General features: G+C 65.9%; 17 protein-coding genes, 1 other RNA gene and 1 pseudogene. 7 read left to right on the top strand and 12 right to left on the bottom strand.

Going from position 1 to position 17,816, the window contains the following annotated elements:
* Positions 1-121: 121 nt before the first annotated feature.
* Genes dgcA through CHB74_RS07155 form a run of 3 tightly spaced genes read right to left on the bottom strand, consistent with a single transcriptional unit; the run spans position 122 to position 3,918 of the window.
* On the bottom strand, positions 122-1,120 hold the full coding sequence (gene dgcA / locus CHB74_RS07165; RefSeq protein ID WP_089218924.1) for an N-acetyl-D-Glu racemase DgcA: 999 nt from the start codon (positions 1,118-1,120) through the stop codon (positions 122-124).
* 4 nt (positions 1,121-1,124) lie between these two features.
* A complete protein-coding gene (locus CHB74_RS07160) occupies positions 1,125-2,708 on the bottom strand; it encodes a tetratricopeptide repeat protein (RefSeq protein ID WP_089218923.1) in 1,584 nt (527 codons plus the stop codon).
* Positions 2,692-3,918: a polyhydroxyalkanoate depolymerase gene (locus CHB74_RS07155; protein WP_089218922.1), complete on the bottom strand. Its 1,227-nt coding sequence runs from the start codon at positions 3,916-3,918 to the stop codon at positions 2,692-2,694. The genes CHB74_RS07160 and CHB74_RS07155 overlap by 17 nt, the downstream gene beginning before the upstream one ends.
* 144 nt (positions 3,919-4,062) lie before the next feature.
* Here CHB74_RS07155 and CHB74_RS07150 point away from each other — a divergent pair, with 144 nt between their 5' ends.
* From CHB74_RS07150 to CHB74_RS07135, 4 genes are all read left to right on the top strand, one after another.
* Complete coding sequence (locus tag CHB74_RS07150) at positions 4,063-5,835, top strand: ABC transporter transmembrane domain-containing protein (RefSeq protein ID WP_089218921.1); 1,773 nt, start codon at positions 4,063-4,065, stop codon at positions 5,833-5,835.
* Between the two features lie 5 nt (positions 5,836-5,840).
* Positions 5,841-6,548, top strand: a complete 708-nt coding sequence (locus CHB74_RS07145; protein WP_089218920.1) for an HAD family hydrolase — start codon at positions 5,841-5,843, stop codon at positions 6,546-6,548.
* A gap of 78 nt (positions 6,549-6,626) precedes the next feature.
* Positions 6,627-7,469, top strand: coding sequence for an AAA family ATPase (locus CHB74_RS07140; RefSeq protein WP_089218919.1), 843 nt, complete (start codon positions 6,627-6,629; stop codon positions 7,467-7,469).
* Between the two features lie 67 nt (positions 7,470-7,536).
* Entirely contained in the window at positions 7,537-7,851 is a 315-nt protein-coding gene (locus CHB74_RS07135) for a hypothetical protein (protein WP_089218918.1), read from the top strand.
* Positions 7,852-7,872: 21 nt separating this feature from the next.
* Here the strand turns inward: CHB74_RS07135 and CHB74_RS07130 are convergent, their stop codons facing one another.
* Positions 7,873-8,799, bottom strand: coding sequence for an HAD family hydrolase (locus CHB74_RS07130; protein ID WP_089218917.1), 927 nt, complete (start codon positions 8,797-8,799; stop codon positions 7,873-7,875).
* A gap of 138 nt (positions 8,800-8,937) precedes the next feature.
* Between CHB74_RS07130 and CHB74_RS07125 the strand changes: the two genes are divergently transcribed.
* Positions 8,938-10,032: a hypothetical protein gene (locus CHB74_RS07125; protein WP_089218916.1), complete on the top strand. Its 1,095-nt coding sequence runs from the start codon at positions 8,938-8,940 to the stop codon at positions 10,030-10,032.
* Here CHB74_RS07125 and CHB74_RS07120 read toward each other — a convergent pair.
* Positions 10,026-11,189, bottom strand: a complete 1,164-nt coding sequence (locus CHB74_RS07120) for an aspartyl/asparaginyl beta-hydroxylase domain-containing protein (RefSeq protein WP_245842704.1) — start codon at positions 11,187-11,189, stop codon at positions 10,026-10,028. The two genes, CHB74_RS07125 and CHB74_RS07120, sit on opposite strands and share 7 nt — an antisense overlap.
* A 99-nt stretch (positions 11,190-11,288) precedes the next feature.
* Here CHB74_RS07120 and CHB74_RS07115 point away from each other — a divergent pair, with 99 nt between their 5' ends.
* Complete coding sequence (locus CHB74_RS07115) at positions 11,289-12,824, top strand: M20/M25/M40 family metallo-hydrolase (RefSeq protein ID WP_089218915.1); 1,536 nt, start codon at positions 11,289-11,291, stop codon at positions 12,822-12,824.
* Positions 12,825-12,980: 156 nt separating this feature from the next.
* On the opposite strand, the gene CHB74_RS07110 is transcribed toward CHB74_RS07115, so the two are convergent.
* From CHB74_RS07110 to rnpB, 5 genes and pseudogenes are all read right to left on the bottom strand, one after another.
* Positions 12,981-14,066, bottom strand: a complete 1,086-nt coding sequence (locus CHB74_RS07110) for an NYN domain-containing protein (RefSeq protein ID WP_089218914.1) — start codon at positions 14,064-14,066, stop codon at positions 12,981-12,983.
* Between the two features lie 33 nt (positions 14,067-14,099).
* Positions 14,100-14,243: pseudogene (locus CHB74_RS22865) on the bottom strand (hypothetical protein); the annotation flags it as partial.
* Positions 14,244-14,651: 408 nt separating this feature from the next.
* Positions 14,652-14,981 (bottom strand): hypothetical protein, encoded by a 330-nt coding sequence (locus tag CHB74_RS07105; protein WP_089218913.1) that lies wholly within the window; start codon positions 14,979-14,981, stop codon positions 14,652-14,654.
* A gap of 10 nt (positions 14,982-14,991) precedes the next feature.
* Positions 14,992-15,522, bottom strand: a complete 531-nt coding sequence (locus tag CHB74_RS07100) for a J domain-containing protein (protein WP_089218912.1) — start codon at positions 15,520-15,522, stop codon at positions 14,992-14,994.
* Positions 15,523-15,574: 52 nt separating this feature from the next.
* Positions 15,575-15,961, bottom strand: an RNA gene (rnpB, locus tag CHB74_RS07095) — RNase P RNA component class A.
* A 115-nt stretch (positions 15,962-16,076) separates the two neighbouring features.
* Here rnpB and CHB74_RS07090 point away from each other — a divergent pair.
* Positions 16,077-16,193 carry an entericidin A/B family lipoprotein gene (locus CHB74_RS07090; RefSeq protein ID WP_089218953.1) on the top strand — a complete coding sequence of 39 codons (117 nt, stop codon included), beginning with the start codon at positions 16,077-16,079 and terminating at the stop codon, positions 16,191-16,193.
* A gap of 4 nt (positions 16,194-16,197) precedes the next feature.
* On the opposite strand, the gene CHB74_RS07085 is transcribed toward CHB74_RS07090, so the two are convergent.
* The gene (locus CHB74_RS07085) at positions 16,198-16,890 is read right to left on the bottom strand and encodes an N-acetylmuramoyl-L-alanine amidase (RefSeq protein WP_089218911.1); all 693 of its coding nucleotides are present in this window, start codon (positions 16,888-16,890) and stop codon (positions 16,198-16,200) included.
* Entirely contained in the window at positions 16,887-17,780 is an 894-nt protein-coding gene (locus CHB74_RS07080) for a DMT family transporter (RefSeq protein WP_089218910.1), read from the bottom strand. The genes CHB74_RS07085 and CHB74_RS07080 overlap by 4 nt, the downstream gene beginning before the upstream one ends.
* Positions 17,781-17,816 lie beyond the last annotated feature (36 nt).

The raw sequence follows: 17,816 nt of genomic DNA, 5'->3' as shown, positions 1-17,816 counted from the left end.
GTCGCCACCCGCTACGACAAAAGCAAAAGCTCCTATCTCGGCTTCGTCAGCCTCGCATCAGCATTGCTGTGGCTACCCTTTGTCCACGTGGCCTAGCCGCTTTTGCCGTTCAGCTCCGGCCTCAGCCCCACAGCCCCTCGGCTGGCGGCGCCATCGTGCCGCCGGTGAAGGAAAAGCCGGGCACGCGATCCTCGGCAAGCAGCAACGGCCCGTCGAGATCGACCCAGCGCGCGTCCTGCGCGGCCAGGAAGGCTGGCGCGATGCCGAGCGAGGTGGACAGCATGCAGCCGACCATCAGGTCGAGCCCCGCGCCGCGCGCCGCATCCGCCAGCGCCAAGGCCTCGGTCAGCCCGCCAGCCTTGTCGAGCTTGATGTTGATCGCAGCGTAACGGCCCGCGCACCGGGCCAGATCGGCCCGGTCCTGGCAGCTTTCATCGGCGCAGAGCGGAATGGGCGAAACCACGCCGTCGAGCAGATGGTCCTGCCCGGCCTTGACCGGCTGTTCGATGAGTTCGACGCCGTAGGCCAGCAGCGCCGCTGCCTCCGCCGCGACGTCGCGCCCCGTCCACGCTTCATTGGCATCGACAATCAGCCGGGCATCGGGCGCGCCCCGGCGGACGGCCGCGACACGCGCAATATCGCCCTCGCCCGCTAGCTTGAGCTTGAGCAGCGGATGCCGGCCGGCCGCCGCGCGGGCATCGGCCTCCATCCGGTCGGGATCGCCGAGCGAAATCGTAAAGGCGGTCAAAAGCGGCCGGGGCGCGGCAAGGCCGGCCAGCGCCCAGGCGGGTTGCCCGGCGGCACGCGCCGCCAGATCCCAGAAAGCGGCATCGACGGCGTTGCGCGCCGCGCCGCGCGGCATCAGCGTCTGGATCGCCTGCCGGTCCGCCCCTTCGGCCACCGCGTCGGCCACGCCCGCGATCGCGGCGGCCACGCTTTCCGCGCTTTCGCCATGATAATAGATCGCCGTCGCCTCGCCACGGCCGACAAGGCCGTTGGCCGCAATCTCGGCGACGACGACGTCGACATGCGTCTTGGCGCCACGGGCGATGGTGAAGGCGCCGGCTACCGGCCAGCGTTCGATGCGCGCGGTGAGGCGCGGAGCGGAAGCGTTCGTCATCGGTTCAGGCGATCGTCGTCGACGGATCGTCGGTGCCGCGCCGGGGGATCGGGCGGGGCTCGCGCGCCGGCCACAGGGGTTGCGGCAGGATGCGCGCGGATTTGTCGAACGCCGCCTTCACATCGGGCCGGGCGAGGAAACTACCCCACAGCGCCCGCAGGCGCGATGCCGCCGGCGCCCAGATCGCACCTTCGGGCTGGAACTGATCGGCCAGCGCCGATGCGCCTTCCTCCGTCGCGAGCACCGCGACTGCGATCCTGGCTGCCTCGTCCGACCGGCCGGCGCACAGCAGCGCCTCGATCGTCGCGGCTTCATTGTCATCGGCCGATGCGATCAGCCGATCGCCGATCGGCCGGGCGTCCGCCGCACGTTGCAGGCTGGAAAGCGCGCAGACCTCGGTGCGCTTCAGCCAGGCCCGGCCCCACGGGCTCAATGCGTCGCCACTGGATTCCAGTGCGGTGCGCGAAACCGCCAGCGCCTCTTCCGCGCGGCCGGCCTCGTCCAGCATCTCGGCAAGGCTGACCAGCCCGGAAACACCGGCGGGCGTGGCCTTGGGGTCGATCTTGGCAAAGGGCCGCATCCGCTCCACGGCGGCGTCACGCTGGCCCAGCGCGGCCATCGCCTGCGCCTGATAACGCACGCTGGTCACCGCTTCCTCGCTCATCCCCTCGCCGATCGGCACCTTTTCGGCGAGTTCGATCGCCTCGGGATAACGGCCGAGCAGGATGAAGGCGCGGATCGCATCGCGCCGCGCGCGCTCGTCATTCTCGCTGCGGGTGAACGCTTCGAGCCGGCTGAGCGCGAACCGATCGATCGACGGCCCGCCATGCGGCCCATATTGCCGTTCGATCGCCGGCCACAGCGGCTCGTAAAGCCGTTCCATCGCCATCGCGGCGAGCAGTTCGGGCATGGTGACGCGCGGCAATATGGCCTGCGCCTCGGCCACCTGCTTTTCGGCCAGCAACGCCTCGATCGCGCCCTGCGCGATGCTGTCGCGCATTTCGGGGCGATCGGCCGGCTGCCAGTCGGCCCGGGCCAGCGCGACGAACAGGCGCTTGCGCTGCGCCAGATCGTTCCGCTGCGTCAGATCCTGGATCACCGCGCGGGCGAGCAGGCTGTTGATCGGGCCCAGCCCCTGCGGGCTTTGTTCGGCCAAGATGGTCAGCCGCCTGCCCGCTTCGGGCAAATTGCGTTCCTGCGCGGCGGCGAACACGCCGACGGCCCGAACGCCGGGATTTTCCGGCTCAACCGCCACCATTTCGCGATAGATGCCGGGTAGTTCATCACCCCGGCCGACATTGCCGAGGCAGGGAATGCGCAACAGCTGAACGGCATTGCGCTCCTTGCCCTTCATCCCCTCGACCAACGGATCGAGAATGGCGAGCCCGCCCTCGCAATCTTCCTGCTGCAGCTTGGCCAGCGCGGCGCGCAGCGCATCGCGCTTCGCGGCATCGGCGGGCGCCACTTCGGCAGGGGCTTCATCAGCTTGCAGCGTGGTTGGCCGCGCGGCGTTTGCGGGTGTCGCCAGCGCAAGGGCCAGGCCCAGCGCCGTTGCCGCAAACACCCTGCGTTCAATCACGCTTGCCATGCTCCGCAATCCAGTTCGTCACCACCGGCGCAATGATCTCACGCCAGCGCCGGCCGTTGAAGATGCCATAATGGCCGACACCTTCCGCCATATAATATTTCTTGTAGGCGTCCGGCAGGTCGGTTGCGATCTTCAACGCCGCGCGCGTCTGCCCGATCCCCGAAATATCGTCGCGCTCGCCTTCGACGGCGAGGATCGCGACGTCCTTGATCGCCGCAGGATCGACCTTGCGGCCACGGTGCATCATCCGGCCCTTGGGCAGGGCATGATCCTGGAACACCACGTCGATCGTCTGCAGGTAGAAATCGGCATCCATGTCGCAGACCGACCGATATTCGTCGTAGAACGCCTTGGTGGCATCGGCGCTGTCGCCATCGCCTTCCACCAGATGCTTGAACATCGTCCAGTGGCTGATCAGGTGGTTGCCGAAGTTCATCGCCATGAACCCGGTCAGCTGCAGGAAGCCCGGATAGACCCGCCGCCCCGCGCCCGGATAGTAAAAGGGCACGGTGTGGATCACATTATGTTCGAACCAGCTGTGCGGCCGCTGCGTCGCCACCGTGTTCACCTCGGTCGGCGCCTCGCGCGTGTCGATCGGCCCGCCCATCATGGTGAGCGTCAGCGGCCGGGCCGGATTGCCATCCTCCGACATCAGGCAGGCGGCGGCATAGCAGGGCACGGACGGCTGGCAGACCGCCAGCACATGCGTGTTCGGGCCGATATGCTCCAGAAGCTCGATCACATAGTCGACATAGTCGTCGAGATCGAAGCCGCCTTCCGACATCGGCACCATCTTCGCGTCGCGCCAGTCAGTGATATAGACGTCATGTTCGGGCAGCATCCGTTCCACCGTGCCGCGCAGCAGCGTGGCATAATGGCCCGACATCGGCGCCACGATCAGCAGCTTGGAACCGCCCGTCACGCCCTTGCGCACGAAATGCTTGAGCTGGCCGAACGGCTTGCGCAGCACGATTTCTTCCGAAACCGGCACGGCCTGGCCATCGACCACGGTGGTGCGCAGCCCGAATTCCGGCTTTCCACGCGGCGCTGCAGCATGGGCGAACACATCCAGCCCCGATGCCATCACCGGGCCAAGCGCGGTATAAGACAGTGGATTCGCCGGGCTTTGCATCCATTCCGCCCCCAGATTGGCGAAGGTGCTGGCGCCTGCCAGCAGGGTGCGCTGCATCTCATAGGCGTTATAGAGCATCGAATTGAGAATCCCGGACCATCATTGCCGGGAAGCTTACGCCCAAACTGATTTAGGGTGCAACGCAACAAACCGTGAGTTACCCCGCACTTTGTGGCGCACCGCTTGTTGAGCACACGCTTAGCTCCTGCTAGTCGGCGCCGCATGGCCGAACCCGCACCGTCCGCAACCACTGACCGCAAGCTCGGAAATCTCGGTCTTATCTGGCGTTTCGCGTCACGCTATCCGGGGCATATCACGGCCGCCGGCATTGCGTTGCTGATGGCCGCCGGCGCCACGCTCGCCATTCCGCAGCGCCTGCAGAAGATCATCGACAAGGGCTTCATCGCCAAGGGGGGCGAGGTTTCGCCCTATTTCCATTACCTGCTGATGATCGTCGTGGTGCTCGCCATCGCCACCGCGATGCGCTTCTACTTCGTGTCGTGGCTGGGCGAGCGCGTGGTGGCGGATATCCGCGCGGCGGTGCACCGCAACCTCCTGTCGCTCGCCCCGCGCTTCTTCGAGGAGAATCGCCCGGCCGAAATCGCGTCGCGCCTGACGGCGGATACCACGATCATCGAACAGATCGTCGGCACCACGGTGTCGGTGGCGTTGCGCAACCTGGTGCTCGGCATCGGCGGCATCGCCTATCTGTTCACGCTCGCGCCCAAGCTGACCGCGATGCTGCTGCTCGGCATTCCCGTCGTCATCCTGCCGATCGTGTTCCTCGGCCGCCGGCTGCGCGCCGTGGCGCGCTTCAGCCAGGATCGCATCGCCGATGTCGGCGCCATGACGTCGGAAACGCTGGGCGCGATGAAGATCGTCCAGGCCTTCGGGCAGGAGGGTCGCGAAAGCGCGCGCTTCTCCGGCGCGGTGGAATCGGCCTTTGCCACCGCGCGCCGCCGCATCACCCTGCGCGCGACGATGACCGCGATCGTCATCTGCCTGGTCTTCGGATCGATCACGATGGTGATGTGGCAGGGCGCGATCGACGTCGCCTCGGGCACGATGTCGGGCGGCACGCTCGCCGCCTTCATGCTTTCGGGCGCGATCGTCGCGGGTGCGTTCGGCGCGCTTTCGGAAGTCTATGGCGATCTGCTGCGCGGGGCCGGTGCGGCCAGCCGGCTGGCGGAACTGCTGGTCGAGGTGCCGGATATCGCGCCGCCCGCCAATCCGGTTGCGCTGCCGGTGCCGGCCCGGGGCAGTCTTGCCTTCGATAATGTCGATTTCCGCTATCCCACCCGGCCCGAGGTCAAGGCTTTGGACGGCTTTTCGCTGGCGATCCAGCCGGGCGAGATGGTCGCCGTCGTCGGCCCGTCGGGCGCCGGCAAGTCGACCCTGTTCCAGCTCGCCCAGCGTTTCTACGATCCCGAAGGCGGCGCGGTCCGCCTCGACGGCGTCGATCTGCGCGATGCCGATCCGGCCGAAGTGCGCGCCCGGATCGCGATGGTGCCGCAGGAAACCGTGATTTTCGCGGCCTCCGCCCGCGACAATCTGCGCTACGGCCGCTGGGATGCGGACGACAATGCCCTGTGGGCCGCCGCAGAAGCCGCCAACGCCGCCGAATTTCTGCGCGCGCTGCCGCAGGGGCTGGATACCTTCATGGGTGAAGGCGGCGCGCGCCTGTCCGGCGGCCAGCGCCAGCGCCTCGCCATCGCCCGCGCGCTGCTGCGCGATTCGCCGCTGCTGCTGCTCGACGAGGCGACGTCCGCGCTCGATGCCGAATCCGAACGCCTGGTCCAGACCGCGCTCGATCGGCTTATGCAGAACCGCACCACCATCGTCATCGCCCACCGCCTCGCCACCGTCCGCGCGGCCGATCGCATCGTGGTGATGGAACAGGGCCGCATCGTCGAACAGGGCAGCCACGATCAGTTGACCGCGAACAGCGGCCTCTATGCCCGGCTGGCGCGCCTGCAGTTCGAGGGCGTGGAGTAAATCGGGTGCCGATCGGCCTGGTCGGCGTGGATGCCGATGATACGCTCTGGCACAATGAGACGATCTTTCGGCTGACCCATCAGCGGTTCAACGCGCTGCTCGCCGAATTTGCCGATGCCGAAACGATCGAGACGCGGCTGGCCGAGGTCGAACGCCGCAATCTCGCGCTCTACGGCTATGGCGCCAAGGGCTTCACGCTTTCGATGCTGGAAACCGCGCTGGAGATCAGCGACCAGCGCGCGCCGGCCCATGTGATCGCCGAAATCGTCGCCGCCGGGCGCGAGATGATGGCCCATCCGATCGATCCCCTGCCCGGCGTGCGCGCCGCGCTGGAGGCACTGGCGGCCGAGCAACGGCTGGTGCTGATCACCAAGGGCGATCTGTTCCATCAGGAACAAAAGCTCGCCGCGTCCGGCCTTGGCGGCCTGTTCCACGGCGTCGAAGTGGTCAGCGAGAAGACCGCCGACGCTTATGTCCGCGCCTTCGCGCGCCATGGCGGCACGGCCGAAACATCGCTGATGGCGGGCAATTCGGTGAAGTCCGATATCCTGCCTGCGCTCGCTGCCGGCGCCCATGCGGCATTGATCCCCTACCCGCTCGTCTGGGCGCATGAGGCGGCCGAACCGCCGGTCGATCATCCGCGCTACCGCGAACTGGCGACGCTGAGCGAGTTGCCCGGCTGGATCGCGGAGTTGGGTGGCCCCAGCCGCTGACGCTTGCCAGCGGCGCCCGCGCCCCCTATCCGACCTGCGTTGACGCCAAGGTTGACGGGCACGGCAAGGGAGTTTCGGGTGCGCTTCGAAGGCACGAAAAACTATGTGGCGACCGACGACCTGAAGGTCGCCGTCAATGCCGCGGTCACGCTCCGCCGTCCGCTGCTCGTCAAGGGCGAACCGGGCACCGGCAAGACGGTGCTCGCGCACGAAATCGCCAAGGCCACCGGCGCGCCGCTGATCCAGTGGCATGTGAAATCCACCACCAAGGCGCATCAGGGCCTGTACGAATATGATGCGGTGGCCCGCCTGCGCGACGGCCAGCTCGGCGATCCGCGCGTCCACGACATTTCCAACTATATCCGCAAGGGCAAGCTGTGGGAGGCGTTCACCTCCCCCGAACTGCCCGTCCTGCTGATCGACGAGATCGACAAGGCCGACATCGAGTTTCCGAACGATCTGCTGCAGGAACTCGATCGGATGAGCTTCGACGTCTATGAAACGGGCGAAACGATCGCCGCGAAGGAGCGCCCGATCGTCGTCATCACATCGAACAACGAAAAAGATTTGCCGGACGCGTTCCTGCGCCGCTGCTTTTTCCACTACATCAAATTCCCTGAACGGGACACGATGCAGGAAATCATCGACGTCCATTTCCCCGGCATCCAGAAGGTTCTGGTCAGCCGCGCGATGGACATCTTCTACGAAGTCCGCGACGTTCCCGGCCTCAAGAAAAAGCCGTCCACCCGTGAGTTGCTGGATTGGCTGAAGCTGCTGCTGGCGGAAGACATGCCGCTCGACGTGCTTCAGACGAAGGACGCCCGCAAGGCCATCCCGCCGCTCCATGGCGCGCTGCTCAAGAACGAGCAGGACGTGATGCTGTTCGAGCGGCTGGCCTTCATGGCACGGCGCCAAGGGTAAATCCCGGCTTGCCGAATCTCGCATTTTGCTTTGGATTGGAGGCCCCCTCCAGCCAGAAGGGTCGGAAATGAGTGCTGTTGAGAAGAGTGGTAACGTCGCCGGTGTCGAACGGCTGCCATCCAAGCCTCGATCGACCGCGATTTCGGACGAGCTGCGCCGGATCACCGAGACGCTGATTGCCGTCTGCCCGCAGGAGGCGATCGTCACCTTCTCCTACGAAGGCCGGCTGGAAGTGCATATCGACGTGCGCAATCTGGAACATGTGACGCTGGTCGAAGCGATCCTGCCGACACTGGGCGCGGGCATGTTCAGCAACATCCAGCGCGGCATCTCGCCCCCGCACCCCTTCTTCCACCGGGTCAGCGCCGACGTCGAAGCGTGAAGGCGAAGATCGCCCGGCGCGTCACGGATCGCTGGTGAACACCGCTTTCCAGTCGCGCTTCATGCTGACCACCGTGATCCCGTAGTCCGCAGCCTTGTCGAGCGCCTCGGCCAGCGGGCTGAGGACGAATTCGCGATCATAAGCGAATTCGCGGTCGGCATCGTCATGGTGGAGCAGAAGCGCGAGGCTCGGGCCCCGGTTGCCCAGCGCATAGCGCATCATCGCCAGATCGCCGTCCGAATTGCCGAACGCCAGGATCGGCCGGCGGCCGATATGCAGGTTGATGTTGGCGGGCTTCACCTCGCGATCATCGAAGCTGCCAAGCTCCGCCAGCTTGACCAGCGAGGCCCGCCCGTCGACCAGTTCGAAACGGGTCTTGTTGCTGGATCCCACCACCTGTTCGCGCGGGATGCCATAGGCGGTCTCGGCAAAGGCACGGATCAGATCGATCCCGCCGCCCGAAACGATGAAGGTCCTGAAGCCGTTGGCCCTTAGATAGTCGAGCAGTTCCACCTGCGGCCGATAGGTCAATTGGGTGAACAGCCGGCCCAGCGTGGGATGCTTGCCGCGCGCCAGCCATTCCTCGGCGATCACGTAGAACTCGTCCTCGGTCGTGCCCGCGTGGACGGCCGCCGCCACCGTCATCAGGGCCTTCTTGCCCTGTGCCTTGATCGCTTCCATGTCGCGATCGACGAAGGCCTTGAACGGCGGGCGATCCTTCAGGCTAGGGTCTTTTTCCACCATCGCGTCCAGCCGTTCGCGGGCGAAGAAGAACTGGACCTGCAAGGGCTGCTCGCACCACAAAGTCCCGTCATTGTCGAAAGTGGCGATGCGTTCGGCCGGCCGCACATAATCCGGCCCGCCCTCCTTCGTCACCCGGCCTACGAAATCCATGATTGCCGCGCGGGCGGCCCCGTCATTCCATGATGGCAGGATCTGGCTACCCATCTTCCGTCTCCGCTGCTGGCCGGAAAGCGCCCGCATTCGCCCGCCAGAATAATCCGCCATACCGTGGACGACATTGGGGTTAGCCCTGATCCGGCGGCGGACTTGTCCCGAGGGGCTTCGATCTGTCAGACTGCCCCGATGACAGGCCCTTATCCCGCCCGCCTTGCGCTCGCCGCCGCCCTCCTCCTGCTTGCTCCACCGGCCCTTGCCCAACCCGCCGACACCCCGGCCTCCGCCGTCTGGGCGGGCGATCCGGCGTCCGGCCCGCTCGTCCACAAGCCCACCGGCGCCAGCTTCCCGGCGGCCTACGGCATTTTCCGGCGCAGCCGCGCGATCGCCCTCGCGCCTGATGGCAGCGACGTGGCGATCAATTACGACGCGCAGGATGGCGATACGCATACGCGGCTATCCATCTATCTGTACAAGCCGCAGGGCGCGGAACAGCATGAGCTGAAAGGCGCGCTGGCCGCGATCGCGGCGCGATCGCCCAAGGCGTTCGTCTGGGTCAGCGGCCCGTTCGCGATCGCCGCGCCGGCCAGTTCCCCGGTCCCGCTGCGCGCCTTCAAGGGCACCTACAAGACCGGCATCGGCCCGGCGACGGTGATGGACTATATCTACCTCGCCGATCTCGGGAAATGGTCGGTCAAGGTCCGCGCCACGATCACGCAGGTACGCGATCCGGCGCAGGAAGGCGCGATCGACATCATCGTTCGCGAACTCCCCTGGGCCGCCGTGCTGGCCGCCAATGGCGATTGCACCGGCGCCGCCTGCCGGACCAGCGGCACGGTGCCCTTCGACAGCCATATGGTAGAAAGCATGCTGCCATCCTTGCTGGCCAAGACCATGTCGTTCGACGCCACCGCCGAGCGCGCGCTACCCGAAATCGGCCGCATCGAAACCCCGCCGCTCGGCGATGTCGCCATCCGCCGTTCCACCAAGGCGCCGCTGCTCTATTTCGCCGAGGTCAAGGATCTCGGCATCTTCCGCCTCGTCCGCCTGCCCGACCAGATGGCCCGGCTGGTCGACGGCGCATTCGGCCGGCTGTCGATCGAAGGGCCCGTTTATGCGGTGACGATCGACAGCGCGGGCAACCTGCTGATGCCGCGTTTCTTCGCCGGCGAACCGACGCCCGCGCAATTCGGCGCGGCGGTGCGCGAATTCGTCCTCCACTCCACCGCCTCGCCCTTCGTCACCGTCGCGGAGACGGTGGCGGCGATGCCCGACGGTCAATAATCGACGATCGATTCGAACAGCGTCGTCAGCGCCTCGCGCTCGGCCGCATCGAGTTCCGGCCGCCAGATTTCGAACAGCAGCACCACCCGTGTGCTGTCGCCCTCGTTCCACGCCTCATGCTCGATGCTGTCGTCGAAGATCAGCATCTTGCCTTCCTCCCACGCGCGCACATCGTTGCCCACGCGCAGGCGACAGCCCGGCGGCACGATCAGCGGCAAATGGCAGATCAGCCGCGTGTTCAGCATGCCATGATGGGGCTCGATATGGGTGCCGGGGTGGAGGCGCGAGAACAGCGCCATCGGCGATCGTTCGCGGATCACCGGGATCGGCGCCGCCGCCAGCGCCGCCACCGTGCGCGGGCAGCGATCCGCCATTTCGGGGACGAGCGCACCATCCTGCCAGATATGGGCCGCGCCCCAGCGGGGATCGCCAAACAACGGATTGGGCGATTGCGGCCGGTTTTCGCGCGGCTGGATATAGGGCGCGAACGCCTCGCCCTCGGCCATCAGTGCTTCCAGTTCGGCGCGCATCGCGGGCACGGCCGCCTCCATCTCCGCCACCCAGGAAAATTGCGCGCGATCGTAGAACTGGATCTGCGGCAGGCCGGGATAATAAAAGCTGTTGGGCTGTTGCAGATAGACCTGCTTGCGTCCGGCCAGAATATCCGCCGCCTCACGAAAGCGCGGGCCCGCTGCCGCAACATCCACCCCGTGCAGCGCGCTATCCAGATGCGCGTGATAGTCGCGCGACTGGGCGGCCAGCGCCGCCCGCGCCCGATCCAGCTCCGCCGCCAGCGCGGGCGGCAGTTGCTCCACCGTCGCCGCCAGCTTCACCGCCAGCGAGAAGAAGGATGTCATCGCCCGCATGTCGCCGGCACGGGCACGGCAATCACCCTTCATCAGTAGCCCGCGCAGGTGGCGCGGCTGCTCCGCGATCAGGCGATCGACCGCGCCCTCCTCCGCTACGTCGTCGCCCGCCATGCGGCACGCCTGTGCCAGCAACAGCCAGGGCGGCGCCACGCCCGAAGCCGGGTCGGCCAAAATCTCGAACAGGCGGCGCGCCGTCGCGGGATCGCGCCGCTGCATCGCGGCCACCCCTTCGCGCACCATTTCGTCCACCCGCTCCGCGCTCAGCGCCACCATCCGCTCCCTTGCCATGCCCGCACTTCTATAGCCCGGCCTTCGCATCACGCCAGCTTGCCCGGCGGCCAAATCCGCGATCTAATGTCGAACGCATTGAAAACAGGGGGTGAGTCCATGGCCCAGGATTATCGCGACGTCAGCTTTGCCGATCGCCGCGCCGTGCTGCGCGGGGCCGCCGCCGGGGCCGCGCTGTTCGCCCCCGGCGCGGTGCTGGCGGAAAGCGGCGATCTCGCGGCGATCCGCAAGGCGGTGGAAGCCAACCATCCCGAAGCCGTGCAGCGCCTGCAGGACTGGATCCGCCTCCCCTCCATCGCGGCCGAGAACCGCGACATGGAAAAGGGCTGTTCCCACATGATGGAACTGGCCCGCGACGCCGGCTTCCAGCATGTCGAACGCGTGCCGACCAGCGGCCATCCCGGCGTTTTCGCCACGCTGGATGCGGGCGCGAAGAAGTGGATGGGCATCTACTTCATGTACGACGTGAAGCAATATGACCCCGCCGAATGGTCGGTGCCGCCGGTGGAAGCACGGCTCGTCGACAAGCCCGGATTCGGCAAGGTGGTGATGGGCCGGGGGGCCGTGAACCAGAAGGGGCCGGAGGCGAATTTCCTCGCCGCGCTCCACGCCTTCCGCAAGGCCGGGCGCAAGCTGCCGGTCAACCTCGTGCTCGTCGCCGAGGGCGAAGAGGAGATCGGCTCGCCCCATTTCAGCGAGATCGTCCGCCGCCCACATGTGCTTGCCGCACTCAAGAAATGCACGGGCGTCATCATCCCCACCGGCTGGCAGAGCCCGGCCACCGGCGGCGTCGCGGTCAATCTCGGCGCCAAGGGCGTGATCGAGTTCGAACTGATCGCATCGGGTGAAAAATGGGGGCGCGGCCCCGCGCGCGACATTCATTCGAGCGAGAAGGCGCGCGTCGACAGCCCTGCCTGGCGGCTGGTCGCCGCGCTGTCCACCCTCGTCACGCCCGATGGCAATATGCCCGCGGTCGATGGCTATATGGCCAATGTCCGCCCGCTCACCCCGCGCGAACGGGCGCTCATCGCCGAGGCCGCGCGCAGCATGAGCGAGGAGGACGCCAAGCGGATGCTCGGCGTCAAAAGCTGGATCGACGATCTGCCCTGGCAGAAGGCGCTCGAACGTCTCGCTTCGGCACCGACGATCAACATCGAAGGGCTGGTCGCCGGCTATACCGGGCCCGGCGGCAAGACCGTGCTGCCCGGCCGCGCCGTCGCCAAGATCGATTGCCGCATCGTGCCCAACCAGACCAAGGATGAGGCCGTCGCCAAGATCCGCGCCCATCTCGACAAACATGGCTATCAGGATATCGAAATGGTCGTCTCGGGCGGCTACGATCCCACCGAAACGCCGGAGGACAGCAAGCTCGTCAAGGCGGAACTGGCCGTCTATGCCCGCGCCAAGGTGCCGACCACGCTCTATCCGCGCCTTGCCGGTTCCTGGCCCGGCGTCGTCTTCACCGGCCAGCCGGTCGGCCTGCCCGCCGGCCAGTTCGGCCTCGGCCACGGCAGTGGCGCCCACGCGCTCGACGAATATTTCGTCATCGAAAGCACCAACCCGAAAGTGGCGGGCATGGACGATTCAATCATGGGCTTCGTCGATTTCCTCTACGAAATCGCCGCCGTGGGGTGAACGCCAGCCGCGCCGCGCGGATCAGCCTCTCGCCTATCGCGACGCCCGCCATGACCGACAACTTGATCTGGCTGCCAAAAACTGCCTGTCAGGACGCGCCGATATTGCGGATGTATCTCGCAACGGCAGTTCACGACCAGTTGCGGTCATTCGCCCTCAGCGAACCGGTCGGTGCATGACCAAACCTGCGTTTCCGTTGTCGAGACGCTGCGGATGAAGTTCAACGTCATTGATCGCATTGTGCGCGCGACACAGCCCTTCCAGTTCGTCGAAGGAAATTTGATACCTAGAAAACGGGGACATAGACCCGATGATTACGCGCAGCGGCCAACCAGACTCCATGCGCGTCGGGATGTAACTCGTCCCGAGCTCGCGTATCCTGCGTCCAACCCTCTCCGGCTGCATAAACTTGGCAGCGTCTGCTTGGAAGCTCGTCAGTCCGGCTCGCTGGCATCGTTCGAGAAGAGGCACGAAATCCTGGTCCGAGGACACGATGCAAACCGAGTCAGCCGTTCTATCGTAGCAAGCGTCAACAGCCCGGATGGCGACGCGAATATCAACTTCCTTCTCGTCAATGAACTTCAGACCCCTCGCACCCACATAGAAGTTAAAGAAGCCATGCTCCGAACGGGTCACGAACGGGCTCTTCTTCAGGCACGTTACGAAATCCTCGTAGAACCGGTAATCACGTTCAACACCAGGATAAGAGACAAGCCCCGCCGACAGGCCCGCCAACTGCTCTTCGGCTTGCCAGCTCCCTTGCTGCGCCCTCTTCCGCAGCTGCCATTCAATTTCCTTCAAGGGCACAGGAGCGTAGAAGAGTTCAATGCTAGGCTCGAGCTTCAACACCTCGTGCTCCGGCACAGCCGTCGGCACCTCGTCCTTCGTGACACGTCGGACCAATTCTGAGAAGGTGATGATCGGGCCGCCGGAGTTTGCCATAATCCGCTGCTCCACCGACTTGACCACCGAGGAAAGCGAACAGATTGCAAACTCGCTGAGCAGCAGCCCGCTTTCCAAGGGGATTTCCTGCGCCGCAAACCAGTTGACCAGAGCGAGGTACAGGCCTTGCAGGTCGACCAAGATAAGTGATCTATGCTGGACGACCCCCCGGCTAGATACCTCGGCTATGTCCTTGGCCGCTGCCGTAAACTGCCGGGACCGCTCAACGTAGAGATCAAGCGAAAAGCGACCGTCTTGGCCAACAGCCTGTGGGAATGTCGCTTCCAATGTGATGCTCATTCGTCCCGCCCTTAGCGATCAACGTCACCGTCGCTATAGTGGCTTGGCCACTCCCTTGGCTAGCAACTGTGCGCGCCCTCGACGAGCGCCCTCCTCCAGTGACGGCACTATGATCCAATCCGCGTCGAGAGCCGTCAGGCACTGCATCAGGAACACCGCTGCAAACCGCCCCCGGCTGACATTGTTGCACCAATCAACCTAGTTGCCGGTGATCCCGAAAGCGACGAGGCGCTCGGCTCGAGCGACCTACCTGACGGCGCACCACACGGCATAGAGCCTGTAGAAGGGCGAAACATACGACGGACCTGATATTGACGGCGTCCGCTTTCAATATGCGAAGGCTGGGATCTCACTTCTTTCTGATGCTGCGTTCGAAGGAACGGAGCGATGCCAGCCTGCGCTGGCATGACGAGGCATGGGGCGGGTGGACGGGAAAACCCGACCAAGCCGCCACAACCACTTGGCCTTGTGGCTCGAAACCGGACGATGGCCCGGTCGAAAATCGGGCGAGTTACATGCCGCGCCATAATCCGGTCAGCCAGTTGCCCCGGCGCAATCCTGAGCGGCGGCATGGGCGGGGGGCGCTCAGGGCTGACCTTCACCCCCGGTTTCATCCGCGCTTCTGTTCAGTCGCCCCACGACATCCTCGACCGGCGTTCCGGCGCGGACGATCAGCCATTCGCCGGGATGGCGGGTATCGACGACGGTGACGGCACGTTTGGGGCAGATATCGAGGCAGCCGACTTCGACCACGCCGAGCTTCGCCTTGCGGCCCTTGCCGCCGTGCATTTCCTTGCGCAGCGCCTTGGCGAGGCTGGTCTTGCCCTTGGGGCCGAAGCCGCCGCCCGCTTTCTTGCCGCATTTGCGGCAGACGAGAATGGCGCCCTGCCATTCCGAGCGGACATGGCTTTTCACGCCCCTGCCCTCATGCCGTTGCCCGGCGCTCCTCGGCCTTGCGCAGCACTTCGAACGCGGCCTGGATCGACTGGAAGCGCGCGGCGGCGGCCGCGTCATTGGGCTTCACATCGGGATGGTTGGCCTTGGCCAGCCGGCGCCACGCGGCCTTGATCTCATCGAAGTCGGCATCCGACTCGAGTTCGAGCACGGCCAGCGCGCGCATCTCGTCGCGCGATCGCGTGCCATCGCCGGGGCCGCCCCAGGCATAATGCTTCGAATCCGCATATCCCGATGCGTCGCGCCGTTCGCGCGCTTCGCGGGCAGCGGCTTCCTCGGCGCTCAGCCCTTCGAAATAGTTCCAGTTGCGGTTGTATTCGGCCGCATGGTCCTCGCAGAAATACCAGCGTTCCGGGCTGTTGGGGGATTTGGGCGCAGGCCGATCGCCGGGCTGATCACAGCCTTCGCGATCGCACATGCGCACCCTGGTCGCCCCCCGTTCGCTGCCATAACCACGCCAGCGGGGAAAACCCCAGTCATTGGATCGAGACGAACGCGCCATGCCCCCCATGTAGTGCGGAGCGGCCGAACGATCCATGGTCGAACGCAAGGAAAACGCCAGAGGGCCTATAAGCCGGGTTCTGTCCACCGGCACGAAGCCGGATGGGCGACCATTCCTCTAGGACCGCGGTTGCCCGCGGTCTCAAGCAACCAACCCGGACGACGGGGCGAAGCGAGCCCATATGCCGTCCCTATTCGGTCTTGCTCCCGGTGGGGTTTACCATGCCGTTCCGGTTACCCGGCCCGCGGTGCGCTCTTACCGCACCCTTTCGCCCTTACCCGGAGCCGAAGCCCGCCGGGCGGTATGCTTTCTGTGGCACTGTCCCTAACCCCGGCCTGCGCCGGGGCCGCCGGGTGTTACCCGGCACCGTTGCTTCTTGGAGCCCGGACTTTCCTCCCGTCCCCCACGAAGGGGAACCGGCGGCCGCCCGGCCCTCTGGCCCGGTTCAGATAGCAGCAATGCCCGCCAGAGCAAGATTGTGCGGCATCGCCGACGCGATATAGGGGCGATGGAACGACGAACCTGTGGAGAATTCCTTGCAGACGATCAAGACGATGCGGGCGCTGATGATATTCGCCTGCCTGGGGGGCCTTGCCGCCTGCAACACCGTGGAAGGCATGGGCCGCGACGTCCAGTCCGTCGGCAAGACGGTGGAGCGCGCGGCGAACTGATCCGCTATTCCCGGCCGCGTTCGCGGTCGAGCAGCAGCGACAGCAGGATCGCGCGGGTTTCGCCATCGGCAAGCCCGTCGATCCGTTCGGGCCGGAAGCGCCGCTGGAAGGCGCGCACCGCCGCCGGCCCGTCGCCGACATCATAGCCGAAGCGTTCGAGCGCGAGTAGGAAGCCGCCATCCGTCCAGTGCGGATCAGCGAGATTGGCGCGCGGGCGGGCAAGCGCCAGCCGGTTGCGCGCCAGCAGATCCCAGTCGAACAATTCGCCCGGATCGATCTTGCGCGCGGGCGCGATATCCGAATGGCCCACCACGTTCGCCCGAGCGATGCCGTGGCGCTTCACGATATCGGCGACCAGCGGCAGCAGCGCCGCCATCTGTTCGGCGGGGAACGGGCGATAGCCATGTTCATGGCCCGGATTGACGATTTCGATGCCGATGCTGGCCGAATTGACGTCGGTCACGCCCCGCCAGTGCGAACGCCCGGCATGCCAGGCGCGCCGCGCTTCATCCACCATGCGCACCACCTGGCCATCCTCGGTCACGACATAATGGGCCGACACCTTGGCTTCGGGATTGGCCAGCCAGTCGATCGCGGAGGCCGCGTCCACCATGCCGGTATAATGCAGCACAAGCATCGAAACGGGCAGCGCGCGCTCATCATGGTTGGGCGACGGGCACTCGATATATTCGCTCATGGCTGACCCTTTTTCGCCCGTGCGCTGCGTAGCGTGATGATGACCACGCCGCTGAGCGTGAGCAATCCCCCCGCGATCATCACCGGTGTCAGCACCGTGCCGAAGAAGTAGGAGGAGGCGCTGACCGCGATCACCGGCGCGCCGAGCGTGAGCGGCAGCACCGTGGAGATGGGGTGGCGTTGCAGCAGCCAGGCCATGCCGCCCTGCCCGATCACCGAGGAGCCGAGGCCCGAAAAGAGCAGCCAGCCCACATCACGCAGCGGCAGATTGGGCAGGTTGCGGAAGGCCCCAGGTTCCAGCCACATGCTGAGCGGCATCAGCCCGATCACCCCGCCCAGCCCGATCCAGGCATAGATGGTGAGCGCGGGCACGTCGGCGAGCTTGCGCTGGAGAAACGCCCCCACCGCCCAGGTGAAGGTGCCGAGCGCCATCAGGATCAGCCCCGGCAATTCGCTGAAGATGCCCGGATCGAAGACCAGCAGCACGACGCCGCCAAAGGCCAGCGCGATGCCCAACATGCGCGGCAGGGCGATCCGTTCGCCCAGGAAGATCACGCCGAGGATCAGCGAAAAGGGCACGCCCAATTGCCCGGCGATCGCCAGCGCGCTGACATTATCCGCCACCTGCAGCGAGAAATTGGTGAAGATCAGGAAGATCGTGCCGTTGAGCGCGGCCAGCACCAGCAATGGCCGCATCCGCCCGGGCACCCAGCGCAGAAAGGGCAGGCAGGCGATCAGCACCACGGCCTGCCGCAGGCCGCCGGCGGCGAAGGGCGCCGTCGCCATCACCGCCATCTTCACCGCGATGATGTTCAGCCCCCAGGTGAGGTTGATCAGCAATGCGACGATCAGATCGCGCGGACCCAGCGTGGCAGTTTTTTCGACCGTCATAAGGCGAAGGCCTTAACGCGGCCGGATGACGCGTCA

It is taken from the genome of Edaphosphingomonas laterariae (assembly GCF_900188165.1).
Classification (GTDB): Bacteria; Pseudomonadota; Alphaproteobacteria; order Sphingomonadales; family Sphingomonadaceae; genus Sphingomonas_E; species Sphingomonas_E laterariae.
This window is presented reverse-complemented; position numbering and strand designations above follow the sequence as displayed.